This window comes from Boudabousia liubingyangii (assembly GCF_001907245.1).
GTDB classification, from domain to species: Bacteria; Actinomycetota; Actinomycetes; order Actinomycetales; family Actinomycetaceae; genus Boudabousia; species Boudabousia liubingyangii.
Genome location: NZ_MQSU01000001.1, coordinates 496,418 through 517,844, shown reverse-complemented (window position 1 = coordinate 517,844; position 21,427 = coordinate 496,418). Strand labels below are relative to the sequence as shown.

17 protein-coding genes and 1 tRNA gene are annotated in these 21,427 nt (G+C 55.6%); 5 read left to right on the top strand and 13 right to left on the bottom strand.

Translation table 11 applies throughout. The annotated features are described in order from the left end of the window. Nucleotides 1–214: 214 nt before the first annotated feature. The 7 genes from pknB to BSR28_RS02225 are packed head-to-tail and all read right to left on the bottom strand — an operon-like array spanning nt 215 to nt 9,349. A complete protein-coding gene (pknB, locus tag BSR28_RS02255) occupies nt 215–2,080 on the bottom strand; it encodes a Stk1 family PASTA domain-containing Ser/Thr kinase (protein ID WP_073713233.1) in 1,866 nt (621 codons plus the stop codon). Beyond that, nucleotides 2,053–3,777 carry a serine/threonine-protein kinase gene (locus tag BSR28_RS02250; protein ID WP_073713232.1) on the bottom strand — a complete coding sequence of 575 codons (1,725 nt, stop codon included), beginning with the start codon at nt 3,775–3,777 and terminating at the stop codon, nt 2,053–2,055. The genes pknB and BSR28_RS02250 overlap by 28 nt, the downstream gene beginning before the upstream one ends. Then, a complete protein-coding gene (locus BSR28_RS02245) occupies nt 3,767–5,221 on the bottom strand; it encodes a peptidoglycan D,D-transpeptidase FtsI family protein (protein ID WP_073713231.1) in 1,455 nt (484 codons plus the stop codon). Before BSR28_RS02245 ends, BSR28_RS02250 begins: the two co-directional genes overlap by 11 nt. Beyond that, complete coding sequence (locus BSR28_RS02240; RefSeq protein WP_073713230.1) at nt 5,202–6,611, bottom strand: FtsW/RodA/SpoVE family cell cycle protein; 1,410 nt, start codon at nt 6,609–6,611, stop codon at nt 5,202–5,204. The genes BSR28_RS02245 and BSR28_RS02240 overlap by 20 nt, the downstream gene beginning before the upstream one ends. Next, nucleotides 6,599–8,077: a PP2C family protein-serine/threonine phosphatase gene (locus tag BSR28_RS09240; protein WP_073713229.1), complete on the bottom strand. Its 1,479-nt coding sequence runs from the start codon at nt 8,075–8,077 to the stop codon at nt 6,599–6,601. Before BSR28_RS09240 ends, BSR28_RS02240 begins: the two co-directional genes overlap by 13 nt. Nucleotides 8,078–8,084: 7 nt before the next feature. Next, nucleotides 8,085–8,648 carry an FHA domain-containing protein FhaB/FipA gene (locus BSR28_RS02230; RefSeq protein ID WP_073713228.1) on the bottom strand — a complete coding sequence of 188 codons (564 nt, stop codon included), beginning with the start codon at nt 8,646–8,648 and terminating at the stop codon, nt 8,085–8,087. After that, a complete protein-coding gene (locus BSR28_RS02225; RefSeq protein ID WP_073713227.1) occupies nt 8,645–9,349 on the bottom strand; it encodes an FhaA domain-containing protein in 705 nt (234 codons plus the stop codon). The genes BSR28_RS02230 and BSR28_RS02225 overlap by 4 nt, the downstream gene beginning before the upstream one ends. Nucleotides 9,350–9,746: 397 nt before the next feature. Between BSR28_RS02225 and BSR28_RS02220 the strand changes: the two genes are divergently transcribed. Beyond that, entirely contained in the window at nt 9,747–11,930 is a 2,184-nt protein-coding gene (locus BSR28_RS02220; protein ID WP_073713226.1) for an N-acetylmuramoyl-L-alanine amidase, read from the top strand. A gap of 130 nt (nt 11,931–12,060) precedes the next feature. On the opposite strand, the gene BSR28_RS02215 is transcribed toward BSR28_RS02220, so the two are convergent. From BSR28_RS02215 to BSR28_RS02200, 4 genes are all read right to left on the bottom strand, one after another. Beyond that, nucleotides 12,061–12,144, bottom strand: a tRNA-Leu gene (locus tag BSR28_RS02215). A 63-nt stretch (nt 12,145–12,207) separates the two neighbouring features. Further along, nucleotides 12,208–13,320: an ADP-ribosylglycohydrolase family protein gene (locus BSR28_RS02210; protein ID WP_083562901.1), complete on the bottom strand. Its 1,113-nt coding sequence runs from the start codon at nt 13,318–13,320 to the stop codon at nt 12,208–12,210. Between the two features lie 42 nt (nt 13,321–13,362). Further along, nucleotides 13,363–14,151: a 5'-methylthioadenosine/S-adenosylhomocysteine nucleosidase gene (mtnN, locus tag BSR28_RS02205; protein WP_083562899.1), complete on the bottom strand. Its 789-nt coding sequence runs from the start codon at nt 14,149–14,151 to the stop codon at nt 13,363–13,365. Further along, complete coding sequence (locus BSR28_RS02200) at nt 14,148–14,612, bottom strand: S-ribosylhomocysteine lyase (protein ID WP_073713224.1); 465 nt, start codon at nt 14,610–14,612, stop codon at nt 14,148–14,150. The genes mtnN and BSR28_RS02200 overlap by 4 nt, the downstream gene beginning before the upstream one ends. 69 nt (nt 14,613–14,681) lie before the next feature. On the opposite strand from BSR28_RS02200, the gene BSR28_RS02195 reads away from it, so the two are divergent. The 4 genes from BSR28_RS02195 (at nt 14,682) to nrdE (ending at nt 19,659) form a co-directional block, all read left to right on the top strand. Continuing rightward, complete coding sequence (locus BSR28_RS02195) at nt 14,682–16,376, top strand: L-serine ammonia-lyase (RefSeq protein ID WP_073713223.1); 1,695 nt, start codon at nt 14,682–14,684, stop codon at nt 16,374–16,376. Nucleotides 16,377–16,857: 481 nt separating this feature from the next. Beyond that, nucleotides 16,858–17,103 (top strand): glutaredoxin-like protein NrdH, encoded by a 246-nt coding sequence (gene nrdH, locus BSR28_RS02190; protein ID WP_073713222.1) that lies wholly within the window; start codon nt 16,858–16,860, stop codon nt 17,101–17,103. Nucleotides 17,104–17,116: 13 nt separating this feature from the next. Next, nucleotides 17,117–17,533: a class Ib ribonucleoside-diphosphate reductase assembly flavoprotein NrdI gene (gene nrdI / locus BSR28_RS02185; protein WP_073708335.1), complete on the top strand. Its 417-nt coding sequence runs from the start codon at nt 17,117–17,119 to the stop codon at nt 17,531–17,533. Next, nucleotides 17,503–19,659 (top strand): class 1b ribonucleoside-diphosphate reductase subunit alpha, encoded by a 2,157-nt coding sequence (gene nrdE, locus BSR28_RS02180; protein ID WP_073713221.1) that lies wholly within the window; start codon nt 17,503–17,505, stop codon nt 19,657–19,659. Before nrdI ends, nrdE begins: the two co-directional genes overlap by 31 nt. A 71-nt stretch (nt 19,660–19,730) precedes the next feature. Here nrdE and BSR28_RS02175 read toward each other — a convergent pair whose 3' ends face one another. Together BSR28_RS02175 and BSR28_RS02170 are read right to left on the bottom strand one after the other, a co-directional pair. Further along, a complete protein-coding gene (locus BSR28_RS02175) occupies nt 19,731–20,138 on the bottom strand; it encodes a hypothetical protein (RefSeq protein WP_073708337.1) in 408 nt (135 codons plus the stop codon). Between the two features lie 126 nt (nt 20,139–20,264). Further along, a complete protein-coding gene (locus BSR28_RS02170; protein WP_073708338.1) occupies nt 20,265–21,302 on the bottom strand; it encodes a LacI family DNA-binding transcriptional regulator in 1,038 nt (345 codons plus the stop codon). Between the last annotated feature and the right edge of the window lie 125 nt (nt 21,303–21,427).

Here is a 21,427-nt window from a genome sequence, read left to right as displayed (position 1 = left end):
AATTTGTGGAAATCCCCGTAAGTACAGGAATTACCTGTGGTTACGGGGATTTTTCTATTCTGGAAAGAAAGTTACATCCATGTAACTCTCCACAGTTGTGTACAGGGCTGTGGAAAACTTTCTATCGGGGGACAAAGACACTAAGTGAAGCAAGAGCCAGGCACTAAAAAGTTGTGGCCCCCAGTAACACTACTGGGGGCCACAACTTAAAGGCCTAGTTACCGCCCTCGGGAGTTTCCGGCTGCGGTTCTTCCGGCTGCGGGGTGGGATCAAGCACCGGCGGAGCCTTAGCTACCGTGAGGGTGACCCCGGAACGAATCGGAACCGAACCAACCGGATTCACTGAAACCACCGTTCCAGCTTGCGCGTCAGCGGTCTCAACTTCAGCCTGATTAACGGACAGTCCCAACTCCTGCAGCATCTGAGCTGCTTCCGCAGCAGGACGACCAACCAGATCGGTCGGGATGGTGACATAACCAGAAGCCACCAGCAGGGTGACGGTATCCCCAGCCTTTAGCTCTGTGCCAATCGCCGGCTCCGTCCCAATGACATTGCCCTTCTCTACGGTCGGATCATCCTGGGTCTTAGTGGAAACCTTCAAGCCCTGAGACTTCAGCAGGTTAGCAGCATCCTGAGCAGTCTGGCCGGCCACATTCGGCAAAGCAAAGAGCTTCGGACCCTTAGAAAGGGTCACCATGACCACTGCGCCCGGCTGGAGCTCTGAACCCGACTTAGGTTCCATCGAAACCACCGAATCCGACGGAATATCATCAGAGTTGACGCTTTCTGGATTCAAGCGCATCTCAAAACCGGCATTCTTAAGGATTGAACGCGCCTGGGCTTGGGTCTTACCAACCACATCCGGAACCGGCTTAGTTACCTCTTCAGTAGCCACCGTCGGCGGGGGAGTATCAGCTGGCTTCGAGAAGTAAACGAAAGCCGCGATACTCAACGCGATCACCACTAAGGAACCGAACAGGAAGTAAATCCAAGGACCAACACCATGTTTCTCATCAGTGGTATCAATGGTCGGCAGCCCCCCAGTATTAGTGGACGGTGCAAAAGACTGAGCGGTACTTGCAGTTCCCTGCACCGAATTCTGTACCGGCAAAGTCGAAGTAGTATTCACCGGGGGAAGCGGCGGCAGGGTCGTGGTCTGGGTAGAAGGATCAACGCGCTGAGTCGAAATAAAAGCAGTTGCGGGCACCGGTGGCACATCTCCACCAGAAACGGCACGCATCAAATCTGCACGCATTTCTGCCGCGGAAGAATAACGATCATCGCGACGCTTCGCTAAAGAACGCAGAACCACATGATCTAGCGCGGCCGGAATATCACTGGCCAAGGAAGAGGGCACCGGCGGTGGTTCAGAAACGTGCTGGTAGGCGACCGCCACGGCCGAATCCCCCCGGAAGGGCGGGCGACCAGTCAAAAGTTCAAAGAGCACACAACCGGTTGAGTACAGATCGGAACGAGCATCAACCTGCTCACCCTGAGCCTGCTCCGGGGAAAGGTACTGGGCAGTGCCGACCACAGCATCAGTCTGAGTCATGGTGGCCTGCGAATCAGTCAGGGCCCGCGCAATCCCAAAGTCCATCACCTTAATCTTGCCCGTGTTGGTGAGCATGATGTTACCGGGCTTAATATCGCGGTGAACTAGACCTTCATGGTGAGAGTATTCAAGGGCGGAAAGTACCCCCGCGACGATCTCTACGGCCTCGTCAATCTGGACGGGCTCTTCGCTTTGTAGCAGGTCGCGGACGGTATGGCCCTCGACGTACTCCATGACAATGTAGGGAACTGAGACAGAGGAACCATCAGGTACGGTCAGGGACTCTTCGCCAGTGTCATAGACGGCAACGATCGCGGGGTGGTTCAGCGAGGCCGCGGACTGGGCTTCGCGACGGAAACGCTCCTGGAAGATCGGGTCACGTGCCAGGTCCGTACGCAGCATCTTAATTGCCACGACCCGAGACAGACGCGTGTCGTAACCTAGTCGCACTTCAGCCATGCCACCACGACCAATCAGGCCGCGGAGCTCATACCGGCCCGCTAGACGACGAGAGTTTGCATCAACCATGATGTTCCTTCCATTCCTTGGGTAACCGGACTACCGGTCGCCTTCCAGATTACGCCCTGAATTAGTACAGAAAGCACTACTAAGGCTAACAACAAGACTAGCAGCACCCAGACGGGAGCCTGCTGGAAAAGGGAAACTTCGGGCTTCCCAGCACGTTTAAAGAGGTCCGACCACTCCCAGTTTTCACGCTGATGATACGAGGTAGCCCCGCTTTCATCGACGCTGTTCGCTTCCGGAATGGCGATCGCCTGGGTGAAGGTCGCCGAATAGCTATCCCACTGGGAAATATCCAAGGCCGGACCGAAATGGTCGACCGGCTGGGCTTTCTGGGTGTCAGCTTCAGGTTCCGAGGGCGCTTCGCTTGCCGATTCCGGTACCGCGACAGGGCCCTGGGGGTCAGTATCGGTGACGGTTACTTCCGGTTCGGTTAGCGGGTGACCAGCCTGGGTGGGAGCGCCTGCGGTTGGCTCGGTTTGGGCTTGGGCGGTAGGAGGTAGCGGTGGAGGTGAGACTTCAATCGGAAGTTCGGGTTCTACCTCGTTCGCTACTGCCGCCGCTGCCGAGAGCGCCTCAATCTGGCTCTCATTAATCGCCTCTGCAAGGTCCGCAGCTTCCGACTGGGAGCTAGCGTCTGTCAGCGGCTCAGCAACGGTATTTTCGGGATCCGCATTTTGTTCTGCTTCTTCCCGCAGACGAACCCGACTGGGGATTTCATCCGCCGCGGCCACCTGCGCCTGCACGATCGGCAAACTGGTAGCGGTAGGCTCCGCCTTAGCGGCGGGTTCCCCCGAAACCTGGGGCACCATATCGGTAGGCGTGAGCTTAGCGGACTCACTGGGACGCGGCTTGCCCAGCGGCAAAGGTTCAATGGGGAACTGCAATTGGTCAGCTACGTAGGCAACCTGGCGGGCAAAAGCAGCCGCATCCGGGGGACGGTTCACCGGTTCCTTATTCAGCAGTGACATAACCAGGGTGCGCATGAGCGGCGGAATGGAATCCGGCAGTGGCGGAACCTTCTGGTTCACGTGCGCAATTGCAATATCAACCTGGGTGGAACCAGTAAAGGGACGCTTCCCCACCAGAGCCTCATAGGCAATGATGCCCAAGCCGTATAGATCCCCCGAGGGGGTAGCAATATTACCCTTAGCCTGTTCCGGGGGTAGGTACTGGGCCGTGCCCATTACCATTCCGGCGGCCGTCAGATCCACCTGAGAATCGGACCTAGAAATTCCAAAATCGGTAAGTTTCACAACCCCGTCAGGACGAATCAGGATATTGCCCGGCTTAATATCCCGGTGCACCACATTCGCTGAATGCACGGCCGTTAGAGCCAAGGCGCACTGGTAGAGGATCGGCAATAGTTGGCCGACTTCTAGGGTCTGGCCGCCCTCAAGATAGTCAGTGAGGGGGAAGCCCGGAACCAGTTCCATGACCAACCAGCCGGTCTGACCGTCAGTGCCCGAATCAAGTACTGCAGCCAGGTTCGGGTGTTCCATCTTGCGGGCGTTAGCGGCCTCAATTTCTAGCCGCTCAAGGAATTGGGACTGGCCGGCAAGGTCATCACGTAGGACCTTAATGGCTACCCGTTCTTTAGTTTCAAGATTCCTAGCTTCCCAGACTTCGCCCATGCCACCGATCGCAATCAGTGACTCAAGTCGGTATTTACCGCCAAAAATCCGGCCTTGCTCAATTTTCATTTAAGCCTGCTTTCAAGATCTTTGCGGCAATCGGACCAGCATCCGGACCACCGGTTAGGTATTCGTTGTCTTTAGCTTCCAGGACGACAGCTACTGCCAACTGCGGGGCGTCAGCCGGGGCGAAACCGGTAAACCACGCGTGCGAACTGCCTCGGCCACTCTGGGCCGTGCCGGTCTTACCGGCTACCTGAACGCCCGGAATGCGGGCAGAAGTGCCGGTACCGTTATTTACGACCTCGACCATCATGTCTTTAATCTGCGAGGCAGTTTTGGCATCCATAGCCTTTGAGAAGACCTTTGGTTCGGTCGTTTTCTGCACCACCAGGTCACGGTTCAAGGTGGACTCAATCAGGAAGGGCTTCATGATGACACCCTTATTGGCGACCGCCGCAGAGATCATCGCCACCTGAAGGGGCGTCACCTGGACATTGAACTGGCCAATCGCTGACTGTGCCACCTGGGCTTTGGAGTTAGTTTCCGGGACCACTGACTGGGTTACCTTTAACGGAATGGCCAGGTCTTTTTCAAAACCGAAAGCTTTAGCCTGTTCGGAAAGCGCATCCCAACCTAGGTCCATACCTAGCTTTGCAAACGGCGTATTGCAGGAGTCAGCAAAGGCAAACTTGAAGGTGGGGTGCCCGTTGCCGCAGCTTTCACCACCGTAGTTCTGCAGTTTGACATTGGTACCCGGTAGCGGGATTGAAACGGGGGCGTCAATATTCTGATCCGGTGTTACCAAGCCCTGCTTAAGCGCTGCCGCCGTAGTCACGATCTTAAAAACGGAACCCGGGGGATAGCGGTTACCGGCAATTGCACGGTTAATGAGGGGCTGGTCCGGGTCTTCCTGCAGTGCCGCCAGTACCTTACGGGCTTCCTTAGCGTCCTTCTGAACAATCTGGTTCGGGTCAAAAGTAGGTTGAGAAACCAGGGCTTTAATCTCACCACTGTTGACATCTAGGACCACAACTGCACCGCGGCGACCCTCTAAGGCATCGAAGGCTGCCTGCTGGATCTTCGGGTCGATCGTTAGTCGAATCGCACCACCGCGGGGTTGGCGACCGGTCAGTAAGTCTTCAATCCGCTGGGTCCACAGGGAGTCGGAAGTACCGTCAAGTTCAGCACTATCAGTTAGTTCCAAGCCGGTGTATTGGCCTAGGCGAACAGCTGCGTAGCCGGTAATAGGGGCAAATATGCGACCCTCTGGGTAAACCCGCTGGTATTCAATCTGTTGCGCGCCGTCTTCTTTTTCGGACATGGCAATCTCATTACCGGCCACAATAATGGGGCCGCGATCGCGTTTCCAAGATTCAAAGATCGGACGAGGATTGCGTGAGTCCGCGACCAGTTTGGGAGCCGCAAACATTTGCAGGTAGGTGGCCGCTACCAGAAGGGAAAGCACCATTAGCGCCATGGCGCTCATCAGTCTACGAATTTGCTGGTTCAACTGCTGCGCCTCCCTTCATGGAATCCAGTGCCGAAGACGGGTCTGAAGCAGGCCGACGGGCGGCATCCGAAACGCGCAGTAGTAGCGCAATCACAATCCAAGAGGAAATCAGTGAGGATCCGCCGGCAGCTAGGAATGGGGCGGTCAGACCAGTTAGGGGGATGATCCGGAAGATTCCGCCACCGACCACGAACAGCTGTAGGGCAATCGAGAAGGAAAGACCCGTGGCTAGGAGTTTGCCGAAGCCATCGCGGACTGAAACGGCAGCTCGAATTCCACGCTCCACCAAGATTAAGTACAGTAACAAGATTGCCAAAAGACCGGTCAAACCTAGCTCTTCGCCTAGGGAAGCGAGGATCATGTCAGAGTTAGCGGCATAAACCTCAGCCGGATACCCCTTACCCCAGCCGGTACCAAAAAGACCTCCGAAAGCCATGCCGAACTGCGCTTGAGCTAACTGCCAAGAACCGCCTGCGGCTCGGGAGTAAACCTCAGGGTCAAAGGTATGGAGCCAAACATCAAAACGGTACTGTACGTGCGGGAAAATCCGGGTGGCACTGGCAGCCCCTACAGCGAAGAGGGAAAAACCAATGATGATCCAAGAAACCTGATCAGTGGCCACGTACAGCATGGCAACGAATAGGCCGAAGAATAGTAGCGAGGTGCCCAGGTCGCGCTGGAAGACCAAAACGCCCAGGGAAAGGACCCAGATTGAAAGCAGGGGACCCATGTCTTTAGCACGCGGGAAACGTAGTCCCAAGATCTTGGTCCCACCCAGTTTTAGGCGATCTCGGTAAGCGACCAGGTAGGCGGCAAAGGCGATAGCTAGCGTAACTTTTACCAGTTCCGCGGGTTGGATTCGAATGGGCCCAAAGCCAATCCAGATGCGCGCGCCATTAACGGACCTGCCCAGCCCTGGAATTGCCGGAGACACCAGCAAAATTAGTGAAAACAGCATCCACAGCATGGGGGTTGAACGCAAACGCCGGTGTGAAGGGATAAAGAAGAGCAGGGCCATCATGGTCAGCAGGCCCAGCCCGGTCCACAAGAGTTGGCGGGTTCCCACCACAAACTTTAGGGCCCCGCCACCCTTGGCGATATAGGACTGGTCAATGCGGTAAATCATGGCCAGACCAATCCCGTTTAAAGCCACGGTTACCGGCAGAATCACGGGGTCAGCGTAGGGTACTAGCCAACGCACAATTAGCGTGGCCGCGATGGCGACCGCCACTAGTACCCCAATATGGAGGGCGAAGTTTTCCGGTAGGCTCCCGGACCTAGAGTAGGCCGTCGCGGCATAGCCGCCCACTCCTAGAGCTACGGCCAGCAGCATCAGTAGAAGTTCGGAAAGACGACCCGGGCGAGCAGCTTTAACACTCACTGTTGCCACAGATGGTCACCTCCAGAGCTCTGAGCGGGGGCGGCGGAGGGTTTCGGCGCTGATTCTGGCCTAGGTGCGGGCGAGGGAGCTGGCTTGGGGGCTGGCTTGGGAGCCGGGGTTGGCTTTGGGGCCAGCTGCTTACTAGGGGCCGGCTGCTTACCGGGAGTTGGCGCCGGGGTTGGAGAAGGTGTCTTCTGGCCCGGCAGGATTACCTTAGTATCAAAGCTGCCTTGACTAGGATTACGCCAACCATCCTCGTTTACTAGCGAATCTAAGTAATGATCGAGTTCTTGCCGGGAGCCGCGCGTAACCGGTTCTTCTAGACGATTTCGGACCGCCGGAGAAAGATCAGAAAGCTTGTAGGGTTTGACCTCTAGTGGACGTGAAAGCTCAATGAAGCCCAGTTTTTGCGGAATTCCCTGATAGACGACGATCTGGTTACCTTCGGCGATCGCATAGTACTGGGTTTGAGTCCAGCGATAACCAGCGAATAGGCCACCGGCAATCGCAAGGACGAACAGTAAACTACCCAGGGTCCAAGCTAAACGCTTCCGGAGTGCTGAACGGCGTTCGGATCGTGCTTCAGAAAGCTCATCCTCATCCGCCGCCGGATCGACTCCGTCCTTGAGACCTTTACCGCCTAGGGCAGCAGCTTTCGCAGCAGAAGAACTAGCGGCACGTGACTGTGCTAAACGATCGGTGGCAGCTGCTCCGACTACCTGCGGGGTGGTCTGTTGGTCTTCAGAGGAAGATTCTTGGACATCAGCCAAAACCACGGTGACGTTATCGGGGCCGCCACCTTTGAGCGCCAACTGGATTAGTAGGTCTGCACACTCATTGAGGTCTTTTTCTTCCGTTAAGACCTGGGCAATTGTGTCTTCACTGACGACCCCAGAGAGACCATCTGAACACAGAAGCCAACGGTCACCGGGGACCGCTTCACGTAGTGATTCATCCGGATAAAGCACTTCATCCTGGTCGCCTAGGACGCGTAAAACAACGTTTTTTTGCGGGTGGGAGGCGGCCGCTTCCGGATCAAGCTGGCCGGTATCAACTAGGTACTGGACGAAAGAGTGATCCTTGGTGACTTGAATCAGCTTATTTTCGCGCAGTAGGTAGGCCCGGGAGTCGCCAATATGCAGCATGGCGATTTTATTGCCCGAACGGAGCATGGCAATGCAGGTGGTGCCCAAGCCGGCTAGGTCAGGGTCCGCCTCGGAACGGGAAATGAGTTCTGCGTGCGCAGATTCGAGGGCCTCGGTGAGGACGGGTAGTAGCTGATCGCCCGGTACGGCGTCAGAGTCTAGGGGTGCTAGGTGGGCTACCGCGATGGAAGAGGCGATATCGCCACCGGCCGGGCCACCCATGCCGTCAGCAAGGACCAGCAGGTGTTGTCCGGCGTAACCAGAGTCCTGGTTATTCTTTCGCATCAGCCCCACATCAGAGCGGGCGGCATAACGAATCTCTACGGGCACGGTCTACCTAGCCGATCTCCATGGTAGTTTGACCCACACGGAATCGAACTCCAGGATGCAAGGGACGAGCTTCAACCACGCGTTCATCGTCCATGAACGTGCCATTGGTGGAGTCTAGATCTTCTAGCCACCAAGAAGTCTCATCCGGGAAGAGGCGTGCGTGACGCCCAGAAGCATAGTTATCGTCAAGTACCAACGTACAAGAAGGCGAACGACCAATCAGGATCGGCGCAGATCCCAATGGTAGGGAAGTACCAGCAAGCGGCCCACCGGTGACGATCAAACGTAGCGGCTGATCAGATTCGGGAACTGGGAATGAACCGGGCATGCCGGGAAGGACAGTAGATTCACGTTTCGCGTCTTTAGCGCGACGTTTTGCCTCTGCTTGAGCTGCCTTTTCGGCCTTCCGGACGGCTCGGGCGCTGGTTCGGGCGGCACGTCCTTTTCCTCGAGGAGTAACGACGGTGCCGAAAATATCGCGACGAAGCACGGAAAGGCAACCTAAAACCATTAACCAAAGCAGTACTAGGTAACCAATCCGGAAGATCGTTAAGAGCAGTTCATCGTTCATGCAGTGCCACTTTCTGATTCAGACCAGAAGGTCACTACCGTCCGACCAAAGGTGATTTCATTACCGTCCACCAGCTGACAGGCCGTAATCCGGTGCCCTTCAACGAAGGTGCCATTCGTGGACGAAAGGTCAGTTAAGAGGATCGCACCCGGGGTGATGCGGATTTCCGCATGCTTACGGGACACTGAAGAATCATCCAAGATGACATCAGCTTCAGCTCCACGGCCAATCACGGTTACGTCATTGATAAGTCGCCACAGGTGATCCCCAACTTGTAGTAGGGGGTGGCTGGAACTGGCTACGCGGTCGAATGCGGGGGCGGCCCCGGAGTTCATGGCGCGCGCGGTGGTACGTACTTCCGAGGGTGCGACCGACTGGTCTTCGGTAACGGTCACCAAGATTTTGCCCGCTAAAACATACTGTTCAGATTCTGCGTGAGCTAGGGCCGCAGAGGCCAATTCGGAGGCGATTACCTGGAGGCCCGCTTTTTCGAAGCGTTCAAAATCGGCGGGGGAGAGGTGAACCGTGAACTCGTTAGGGCAGACGATTCGGTTGGCTTCAAACTCTTGGATTCCATCATCCATGGCCCGGTTAACCGAGGCGGTCAGGTCAACGGCTTTCAAGGTGGAGCGGAATACCTTTGAGAAAGCGCCATTGACAGAATCTTCCACGATTCGTTCAACGCGATCAAAGAGTCCCATTCTGGCGCCTCCTTTCAAAATCTTTATGAGGATACTCAGGTAAAACTGGTTTGGTTTTACCCTTTTAGGAATGAACCTAAAGAACCCTCAAGCTAACACAAATCTATAATGATGACACTAATCCTAGCGTCCAGCACCTCTGTTTAACGGTAAATTCATCTCATTTTCACGATTTGCGCAACCTAGAGGGTAAAAATCCCCACCTTTGATTACAGAATAATTGTGTTTTTATCTCAAAAGGGTCTCATGACAGTAAAAGGGGCCACAAAAACCCCAGTTTTTAATTGAGAAACCATAACAATCAAGGGTGGACTAGTGAAAATTGGCCCAAATCTATGAGAGTATCGGGCTTGGATGGGCAATCAGCCTGCAAACCCGAACGACCAAAAGAGGAACCATGAAAAAGACTAAATGGTTAACCATGGGAACCGTCAGCACCCTCGCGCTAACCGCAGGAACTATCGCTCCCCTAGCTCAGGCTGAGCCAAATGATCCCACCCCGAACCCCAGCGTGGTAGTCGAAAAAACCACTGAAGCCCCAGGCAAAACCGTCGAAGCCGTGGCCCCGACCGTAGAGGCCCCGGCCCAGACCGTAGAGGACACCGCCTCGCAGGAAGGCCAGCTGGTCCTTGAACCGATGATCCCCAATACCTATAAGGCGGAACTCACTCTTAAAGGTGACGTGAACATCCTCGGCCTAACTTGGACCGAACCCAAAGAATTAGGCGAGGATGCCTTTAAAGCCGAATACCGAATCGAAAAGGGCGGCAACTGGGGCGAATGGGAAGCCTTCGAACTGGATACCGAAAGCCCCGAAGGAACCCAGGCTACCCCGGGTACTGAGCCCGTCCTCGTCACCGACGCCACCCGTGCGCAGGTTCGCGTGACCCTAAAGGACGGCCAAGAGCTTCCTAAGAATCTGAAGATCCTCACCTTCGATAATACGGATAAGCCTAAGACCCGAGGACGTTCCCGACGGGCTACTTTCGAAAACAGCACCAACTTGAGTAATGGTGTTTTCCCTTTAATCCACAGTCGTGACGAATGGAAACCGGAAGCCCGCTACTACGATTGGGACCCGGTAGAGTACGGCAAGGTCAAGGGTGTCATCATCCACCACACTGCCAGCTCCAACGACTACACCGCCGCTCAGGTGCCGGACGTAATTCGTGGCATTTACCGTTTCCATGCGCACGGCCGCCACTGGGGCGATATCGGTTACAACGTCCTCGTTGATAAATACGGTAATGCTTGGCAGGGCCGTAATGGTGACGTTACCAAACTCCCACAGGGTGCTCACGCCTACGGTGCAAACATGCAGACCTTCGGGATTTCGGTAATCGGAAACTACGACAAGCAAGCTCCGCGACCCGAAGTTTTAAGGACCGTAGCCCAGATTGCCGGCTGGAAACTAACCCAGAATAACTTGGACCCCCACGGCAAGATGGTCCTCACCGGTACGCTACGCGGCTATAAAACTCCGCTGACTACCGACGTGATCTCTGGTCACCGTCAAGTCGGCGCAACTGACTGTCCCGGCGATGCCTTCTTTGCGAAGCTACCTGAGGTCCGCAACCTAGCCGCCCAGTACCAGAACAACCTTAAGAATGGCGTTGCCCCTTGGATCAATACCGGACATACGCTAGGCGATTACATTCGAAAGAACCCTAAGCTCGATCCTAAGTTTATGGTCGTGGCCGACCCCGATATTTACCAGGCATGGGTTGAAGCTAAGGGTGCTCAAGGCGCTTGGGGCGCTCCTGTGGGCGGTCTAGACCGTTCGGGAATGCGACTAACCCAGCGTTTCACCAATGGTGTAGCTGAACGTCAGAGCAGGGGCACGGTGGTCTTTACTTTTAACGAAGAACTAAATAAACGACCCAGCCTACCTAAGCCGCCGGTTAGCCCGAAGCCGTCACCTAAACCAGATCCGAATACCAGCGTCGTGCGGGGTATCAGGATCTCGGGTCCGATCCGCGACAAGTGGCTAGCACTGGGCGGAGAGCGGGCCGCAGTCGGTTCTCCGATTGCTCCGCAGCGTTCCTCTGCGGGCGGTGTACTTCAAAGCTTCGATCGGTGGGATATCTTCTATAAATCCGGAGCTGGCGCTCACTTCGTAAACCGTGGTGGTGCGATTCGTGCTGAGTGGGCTCGTCATGGTTTGGAGAAGGGTAAGTTTGGTTACCCGTTGAGTGATGAGCGTCGTGTGCGTAATGGTGTTTGGAACCAGGATTTTGAGGGCGGTACGATTTTCTTTGCGAATGGTCGTACGGTAGCGCTTTATGGTCCGATTCGGGATCGTTGGTTGTCTCTTGGTGGTGCTAAGAGTTCTGCTGGTATTCCGGTTGGTTCTCAGGTTTCTTCTAATGGTGGGGTTTACCAGTATTTTGATCGTTGGGATATTTATTCCAAGGCTGGTATTGGTACTCACTTTGTGAACCATCGTGGTGCGATTCGTGCTGAGTGGGCTCGTAACGGTCTAGAGAAGGGCAAGTACGGCTACCCCATTAGCGACGAAAAGCGTGAGTCATACGGCTGGAGCCAAGACTTCGAAGGCGGCACCATCCGCATCAAACGCTGAACAATCCAACGCTAAAAGAGGGGGATCCAAGCTTTACCGCTTGGGTCCCCCTAAGTTTTAAAACGGAAAAACCAGACAGACATAAGAACAAAAATAGGCTTCCCAAACTGGGAAGCCTATTTTGCTAGCGTGCGCGAGGGGGGAGTTGAACCCCCACGCCCTTTCGGGCACACGGACCTGAACCGTGCGCGTCTGCCTATTCCGCCACTCGCGCTAGTGCCTGACAATCATAATCTTTCGCATTGAGTTCACGCAAATTGGGGATAGCTCAAGCGCCTCAATCAGCCGTCAACTGCTGCACCTGAGCCAGGGCCTCCAGGGTCTCTAAAGCCCTCAAGGCCTGGGCCGGGCCACCCTCCGTAAAAGCAATCAGGGCAGTGGCTCGCCCTAAATCCGCTAGCCCCTCTGAATCCAAACCGGGCCAACCATGAACCTCACGCAGCCAAGCCGCCGGAATCTGCGCCTGCCCACAGGCTGCCCCCATCAAAGCTCCCGTCAAGGCCGCAACCGTATCCGTGTCCCCACCATTACGAACCGCCGCCTCTAAAGCCACCTTAAAAGGATTAAGGAGCGGATCAGACTGGGTTTCCCAACGTGCAGCACCAACCGCCCCCAAAGCCGCAGACAGAGCGGCCGGAAGTGCCGAATTATCGCGAGGCGGCTGAAAATAACGCGCCAAAGCATCAGAGGCCAAACCCTGCCAAACCGTCCGGTTCTCAACCGGCAAAGCCTCCAAAGCCCCCGAAAAATCAAGCCTAGAAAACCACGGTTCGGACGGATCAGCCAACACTGCCCGTCGAATCAAAGCCGTAAAATAAACCAAACCCGAAACTGAATCAGTGTCTGCTGTCAGGAGCGTGCCGACCTCGGCCGCGGCATCTGCCGCCGCGCCCTCGTCACCCAAATAAGCCAAAGCTAAAACCGGGGCCAAAGCCAAAACCTCACCCCCGGGGGAGTGCCGGCGCATGGGACCCAGGTGAGCCGCAGACATAGCCAACCGTTGCGATGCCGGTAAGGTCGGATCCGGAGTATCCCGCCCATCCCCACAAGCCCAAGCCAAAAGCGGGGACATAAATAGGCCTAAATCGCGGCCCTTGCGGGTCCGGTACCAAGCAAAAAGGCGGCTGGCGAAGGCGTTTAAACCGGAATCTTGCCGCAGGTCCCCACCGGCCGCGGTGACCTCGGCCAGACAGACCGCTAACTGGGTTTCATCAGACCACTCGCCCGGCTGATAATTACCTAAACCCCCGCCGGACATGCTCAACGGCTGATCCACTGCCGGCCTGGGCGCCAGCTCATACGGCACGCCCAAGGCGTCCCCGCAGGCTAAACCCAGCAGGGCGCCACCCGCCCGGTCCAAAAGCACCGCGGGTGGTAAATCTAAAGGCATAGCAGTCGTCAAAAGGTTAAAACCTAGGTTGGAAGAACGTGCTTAGCCGGCCACAACCTGGGCGATCACCTGCGCGGCCGCCGCCGAAACGACCCCCGCATCGCGGTGATTTTCCTGATCGGCCCGCGGTCCGCAAAGATCCGAAATGCCCCGAATCGCAAGGAAATCAGCGCCCATCGCCTGGGAAATCTGGGCGGCAGCGGCGGTTTCCATATCGGTCGCTAGAGCCTTCGGGAAGCGCTCACGGAAAGTCTCAACCGTATCGGACATGACGAAGACGTCGTTAGAGATGACTTGACCGGCAATCGCGCCGGCTTCCTCGGCCCGGGAAACTAGTTCCTCTGGGGAGGCAAACTTGACGGGCTGTCCGGGCACCTGACCCAGTTCATAACCGAAAGCGGTGGCATCAACCTGTCCGTAACGGCTGAAGGTAGAGACGATGACGTCCCCCACCTCGACGTCTTTGCCTAGGCCCCCGGCTGAGCCGGAAGAAATCACTAGCGGAGCATTGGTTAGGTTGAGCGCCAGGGCGGTAGCGGCGGCGGCATTGGCCAGGCCAATTCCGGTCCTGACTACCAGCAGGGAGGCACCTTCGAGGGCGACCGCCCAGGCGTCAGCCGGCCCTAGTTTCAGGTCGGGATCAGCCAGTGACAGGCTACGACCGGCGCGGTGCACGTCTTGCAGGTCCAGCAGGGCCTGGACTTCGGGGTCCATGGCCGCTAGGACGATCGCAGAGATCGGGGATTTTTCCGCAGCGGGCAGGTTTGCCGAGGGCGCGACGCCGCTTTCCAGTTCGCCTTCAGTTTTCGGGGTGGTGTCTTTGGGGCTCATGCCATCACCTGTTCCCACTGGTCACGGGCTGCCAGGAAGGGGCGGACGGCTGCCTGGGCGGCCTCGAGGGAGTGGTTGGCACCCCAGCCGCACTGGACTTCGTTGGCTGCGGGTACTTCGTTGGCGGCCAGGATGTCTTCGCAGGTGGCGGCCAGGATGGGCAGGAAGTCCGCGGTTTCTAGGCCCAAGGTGAGGCAGTAGAAGCCGGTTTGGCAGCCCATGGGGGAGAAGTCGATTAGGCGGTCCGTGTGATTACGCATGAGCTCGGCAGTGAGGTGCTCAATGGAGTGGACGGCCGGCATTTCTAGGTGTTCCTGGTTGGGCTGGCAGAAACGCACATCGTATTTCACCAAGACGTCCCCGCCGGGTAGTTCTTTTCGGTCGGCGACGCGCACGTACGGGGCGGCGACTAGCCGGTGATCAAGATTGAATGATTCGGTGTTCATTTTCTGCTTTTCCATGCTTCCCAGTGTAGCGACTCCGGCTGGATTTTCGGGCAGGCGAGCGGGGACTGTGGTGCAATAGTGAGTATGGATATCAAGACTAGCCAGTTTACGTTGCCTGCAGACCTGATTTCGGGCGAGGCCGCCCCGGATGCGGATGCTCGGCCGCTTTCAGTTTTCGATATGTTCCGGGTGGGGATTGGCCCCTCTTCTTCGCATACCGTCGGTCCGATGCGTGCCGGTTTGGCTTTTGCGCAGGAACTTGAAGGGCTCCTGTCTGAGCAGCCGGGGGAGCTTTCGAAGCTGGAGGTTGAACTGTATGGTTCTTTGGCGGCGACGGGCCGGGGGCACTCCACGGATCGGGCCGTGCTGATGGGTTTGGCAGGTTATGACCCGCAGACTGTGCCGGCTAGTGTGGTTACGGACCTGTTTGGGCAGATTTTGGAGTCTGGGGTTCAGCCGTTGTTGGGTGAGCAGCAGGTGCCGTTTACCTATGCCGAGGACTTAAAGTTCCTTCCGTCTACCGTTTTGCCGTACCACGTTAACGGCTTGAAGATTACGGTTTTTGGTGCGGATCAGCAGCCGTTACTATCCCGGATTTACTATTCGGTGGGTGGCGGTTTCGTCATGAAGCAGGTCAATGAGGACCCCCAAGAGCCTGAGGTTGAGGGTCTGGCGGTAGCCGCCGCGGCCGAGGTCGCGGGCGTCCCTGCCCCCTACCCCTTCAGTACCGCCCGGGAACTGTTGGCGCACTGCTTAGATGCGAAGTTGTCGATTGCTGAAGTTGTTCGTGCAAATGAGGTTTCGGCCCGCACCGAGGCCGAGGTTGATGAGTATTTGGACTATATCCACCAGGCGATGAGTGACTGTGTGGACGCGGGCTGTAATGCTGACGGTGAGCTACCGGGTGGTTTGCGAGTGCGTCGTCGGGCCTCTTATATGGCGGATAGACTTTCGCGTCGTATGGGGAAGCATCGTGAGGGGACGCGCTGGGCGGCCACCTCGGATGACCCGATGCGCGCCATGGACTGGGTGAACCTTTACGCTTTGGCAGTTAATGAAGAAAATGCCGCGGGACATCGCGTGGTTACGGCTCCGACTAATGGGGCGGCGGGCGTGATCCCGGCAGTGCTCTGCTATCTGGAGTACTTTTGCCCGGAGGGTCGTGTCTACTGTGATGATCCGGCCTGCCCAGCCTGTACGGAGCAGGCGCGTAGCGATAAGCAGGTGGTGGCTCCCGCTCCGGCCGAGGGCGTGGATTCCCTAGGTCCAACCCCGATGGAGGACGCCTCTTTGACCATGCAGCGGGTGAAGCGTGCTGACTGTCGTGGTCACGTGAACGTGCCGGCGATCCGCGATTTCTTGTTGGCGGCCACGGCGGTGGGTGCCTTGATTAAGACGAATGCTTCGATTGCGGGGGCCGAGGTGGGCTGTCAGGGTGAGGTCGGTTCGGCCTCGGCGATGGCGGCGGCTGGCTTGGCTCAGGCCCTAGGTGGGACCCCACAGCAGGTTGAAAACGCGGCAGAGATCGCCATGGAACACAACCTGGGCTTGACCTGTGACCCGGTGGGTGGCCTGGTGCAGGTGCCCTGTATTGAACGTAATGCGATTGCCGCGGTGAAGGCGATTAATGCTGCCCGGATGGCCATGTGGGGCGATGGGCGGCATACCGTGTCTTTGGATGCGGCGATTGAGACCATGTGGCAGACCGGTAAGGACATGATGAGTAAGTACAAGGAAACTTCGATGGGTGGTCTGGCCGTTAACGTGGTGGAGTGCTGAGCTCCCTGGTCCATACCGCTGGTCGTGGGTGGCCGAATTTTTGGACCTCTAGATGTAGGGTGCTGGACTAGTTTGCAAGGTTGACACGACACTCAAATATTAGTGAAATGGCTCACAAAAAAATAGAGTTACAAGCGTGTTATTCACAGGCTGTGTGGAATCAAAAAAAGTTTTCCACAGGTGTGGAATTGTTGCGTTAATCGGCTCAGAAAAAAGAATCTGACGTTCTTCCGGGGAATACTCTGGATCCAAAACTTTTCAAAATTACATCAATGTAGTTTCATTGACGTAGTTGTCCACAGGCTGTGTACATATACGTCCACAGATTCCCCAGCGACACGACATCTTGGGGTAGTGGCGTTAAGCGACCACTAGTTGTAGTGTTTACTGCACCGGCTCTTAAAAAGCCAAAACCTGAAGAAAAAACCTCGGAACCAAACACCAGCCACCGGGGAAACTGGAACCCAAAGGAGACTCGCACATGACGATCACTGTTTACTCAAAGCCCAACTGCGTTCAGTGCACCGCCACCTACCGAGCTCTAGACAAGCAGGGCGCTCAGTACCAGGTCGTCGACCTCACCCAGGACGATTCCGCAATGGAGTTCGTGCGCTCCCTCGGTCACGCTCAGGCCCCCGTCGTTGTCGCCGGTGACCTCAACTGGGCCGGCTTCCGTCCCGACCTAATCCGTAAGGTCGTCGCTCAGGCTCAGGTAGTCAACGGCTGAAAAGGGTAATCCGGTGGGTAGCATCGTCTATTTTTCCTCTGCGACGAACAATACACACCGATTCGTAAGTCGATTGGGTTTCCCATCGCACCGCATCGGTTTGCGGGCCAACGACCCCTTCCTTGAAGTCACGGACGAATACGTCCTCATCGTTCCCACCTATGGCGGTGGAAACCAAAAGGGAGCCGTGCCTAAACAGGTCATTAAGTTCCTAAATCACGAACCTAACCGTCGTCTATGCCGGGGCGTAATCTCAAGTGGAAACACGAACTTTGGGACCGCCTACTGTCTAGCCGGCAGAATCATCGCCGCGAAACTCGGCGTACCGCACATGTATCAATTTGAACTCCTCGGAACCCCTGAGGATGTTCGCAAAGTCCAAGAAGGGTTAACAGAGTTTTGGCAGAAAACCTCACAGACACCGGCCTAGAACCCGTACGTTCAGCAGACCTGGATTACCACGCACTGAACGCACAGCTGAACCTCTACGATGCCGACGGTCATATCCAGTTCGAAGCTGACCGCATGGCCGCCCGTCAGTACTTCCTTCAGCACGTTAACCAAAACACCGTTTTCTTCCACAACCTACGGGAGAAGCTGGACTACCTAGTCGAAGAAAAGTACTACGAACCCCAGGTCCTAGAAAAGTACGAATTCGAATTCATCAAGTCCCTATTCAAGCGCGCCTACGGTAAGAAGTTCCGCTTCCAGACCTTCCTAGGTGCCTTCAAGTACTACACCAGCTACACCCTCAAAACCTTCGACGGAAAACGTTACCTAGAGCGTTTCGAAGACCGCGTCTGCATGGTCGCGCTGACCCTAGCTGACGGTGACAAGCAGCTCGCAGAACAGCTAGTTGACGAAATCCTAGCCGGCCGCTTCCAGCCCGCCACCCCCACCTTCCTGAACGCCGGTAAGGCCCAGCGTGGTGAACTGATCTCCTGCTTCCTGGTCCGCATTGAGGACAACATGGAATCGATTTCGCGCGGCATCAACGCGGCCCTGCAGCTTTCCAAGCGTGGCGGCGGCGTGGCGCTACAGCTCACCAACCTGCGTGAATCCGGCGCCCCGATCAAGAAGATCGAAAACCAGTCTTCCGGTGTCATCCCCGTTATGAAGCTCCTAGAAGACGCCTTCAGCTACGCTAACCAGCTGGGCGCCCGTCAGGGCGCCGGTGCCGTTTACCTACACGCACACCACCCGGACATCATGGGCTTCCTAGACACCAAGCGTGAAAACGCGGACGAAAAGATCCGTATTAAGTCCCTGTCCCTAGGTGTGGTCATCCCCGACATCACCTTCGAACTGGCCAAGAAGAATGAGGACATGTACCTCTTCAGCCCCTACGATGTCGAACGCGTCTACGGGGTCCCCTTCAGCGATATTTCCGTCACTGAGAAGTACCATGAAATGGTTGATGACGGCCGCATCCGCAAGAAGAAGATCAAGGCCCGTAAGTTCTTCCAGACCATTGCCGAAATCCAATTCGAATCCGGCTACCCCTACGTGGTCTTCGAAGACACCGTAAACCGCGCTAACCCCATTGACGGTCGCATCACTATGTCGAACCTGTGCAGTGAAATCCTGCAGGTCTCTACCCCCTCGACCTTCAACGAGGACCTAACCTACAGTGAGGTCGGCAAGGATATCTCCTGCAACCTGGGCTCCATGAATATCGCCAAGGCGATGGACGGTGGCAACCTAGGTGAATCCGTGGAGGTTGCCATTCGCGCCCTCACTGCGGTTTCTGACCAGTCCAATATCCAGGCGGTCCCCTCCATTGCCCGTGGTAACTCCATGAGCCACGCCATCGGCTTGGGCCAGATGAACCTGCATGGATTCCTAGCCCGCGAGCGCATCCACTACGGCTCCCCAGAGGCCCTAGACTTCACTAACCTGTACTTCTATGCAATCGCCTACCACTGCATTAAGGCATCCAATAAGATTGCCCGCGAGCGTGGCGAATCCTTCGAAGGCTTCGAGCGCTCTGCCTACTACTCAGGCGAGTACTTCGAGAAGTACATTGACGGTGACTTCACCCCCAAGACCCCTGAGGTAGCTGAACTGTTCGATCGTTTCGGCGTGGAACTACCCACCCCGGAGAACTGGAAGCAGCTGGCCCAGGACGTGCACGATCACGGCATGTACAACCAGAACCTACAGGCCATCCCGCCCACCGGTTCCATCAGCTACATCAACAACTCCACCTCTTCGATCCACCCGATCGCTTCGAAGATCGAAATCCGTAAGGAAGGCAAGATTGGCCGCGTCTACTACCCGGCTCCCTACCTGACCAACGACAATTTGGAGTACTACCGGGATGCGTACGAGATTGGCCCGGAGGCCATTATCGACACCTACGCCGCTGCCACCCAGCACGTGGATCAGGGCCTGTCACTGACCCTGTTCTTCCCGGATAACATCACCACCCGTGACCTAAACAAGGCGCAAATCTACGCATGGCGTAAGGGTATCAAGACCCTGTACTACATCCGCCTACGTCAGATGGCACTTTCGGGAACGGAAGTAGAAGGCTGCGTTTCCTGCATGCTCTAAAAAGAGTAGAGTAGAAAGTAGAACCCCCGGTGGAACTCATCCGCCGGGGGTTCGCACATGCTCAAACCAAATCACTTATTGATCGCCTGGCATTTATCAAGCAGTTTCTTGACCTTAATCGCATCAGTCTCGGTCAACTTCATGAAGGCATCAAGGTCATTATCTTCCAAAGACTTCGTGACCTTCTTTAAGTAGTCAGAAGCATCCTCGAACTCAGCCCGAAGATCATCAGATTTTGCCTGCGTGGAAGCTTTTTGAACCTCGCTCTGGAACTCGCCCATAATAGCCGCCAGTTTCTTCATGCCGGCAGGTTCAGTAATATCACTCTTGGATTCAGTCGACTTCTTATTACTCTTCTCAAAGGACTCTTGTAGAGTCTGACAAGCTTTCACATCAGATTTTTCCGCCCCACTACAGGCAGCTAGAAACGGAAACGACAGTAGGACAGCAAGGGAAAGAGCGGTAGCCTTGGTTTTCATTTTGATAGTCCTTTCAGGGTTGACTACTAAGGACCTGTGACAGGTATAAAGTCAATCTTCTAAAAAGACACGTATTTTACTGGGCAGCAATACCCGTCACAGCCAGCGTGTGAGCTACAACCTATTTTACAGGTAGTAGTCCTTGGCGCGAATGGTATTGCCCGGGTGGAACGTAACTCGGGGGATAGCCTGCGAAGGCGCCGGAGTATCGTTCATAATCGCGATCAAAGCAAAGACTGCGTTAGAAGCAATCTCGTTGTACGGCTGAACCAGAGTGGTTAGAGCTGGAATCAGGTTGCGGCTAGCAGGCGCACCGTCGTAACCAATTACCTGTAGGTCTTCGGGTACGTTTTTGCCGTTCGAAATCGCCCAAGACGTAACCATAGAAGCATAGGTGTCATTGGTAGCAAAGACCGAGTCGACCTGACGGTAGATCGGGCTTTCCATAATCATTTCAATGCGATTTCGTTGCTCATCTGGAGTGGCATCAAAATCGATTTCTTCGCAGTGAGAAGGGATTCCAGCCTCTTTAAACACATCGTGGAAAGCTTGGTGCCGAGGATTCTTAGCCGAGAACGATGAGTGTATTACTAGAGCTTCTTTGACCCCACCAGCTAGTAGCGCCCTAGCAGCCTGTTTGCCAGCGTCAACATTGTTACAGGTAATGTTGGGAATATCTGGGATAGTGACCGGATGCTGGATCGTAATAATCGCGCGTGCTGAGTTTTGGTACTCATAGATTGCATCACTATGCGAACAGGTAATAATCCCATCCACCCGAGAGGAAGCCAGTAGGTCTAGGTAGTACTTTTCTCGGTCGTAGTTCTTCTGGGTTGTGCACAGTAGCATTCTGAGGCCGGCGGCAGCTAGACGCTCTTCCAGCTGGCTGGCGAGTTCCGCATAGTATGGATCAGAAAGCGTGGGGAACAGAACCCCAATCAGGTTAGTTTGCTTGATTCGTAAAGCACGAGCTTGTGCGTTCGGACGATACCCCAATTGCGTCATTGCGTCGTGAACGGCTTCTTTAGTGCGCAGTGAAATGTAACCCCGGTTATTAAGAACCCGAGACACAGTGGTAGGCGAAACTCCGGCTAGTTTAGCTACGTCCGTAATGGTTAATTGCCCATCGGAGTTCCTAGAGGAACTTTTTCCGTTTTTGTCCATAGAGTTCTATATGCCTGTGTTACTGAATTGAGGGTACTGAGTTCATGCGTAAATCACGAACACATTCTTGTATGAGGTTACATTAATGAGGCGCAAAACACAATATCTTAGGGTGGCGTGGTTTA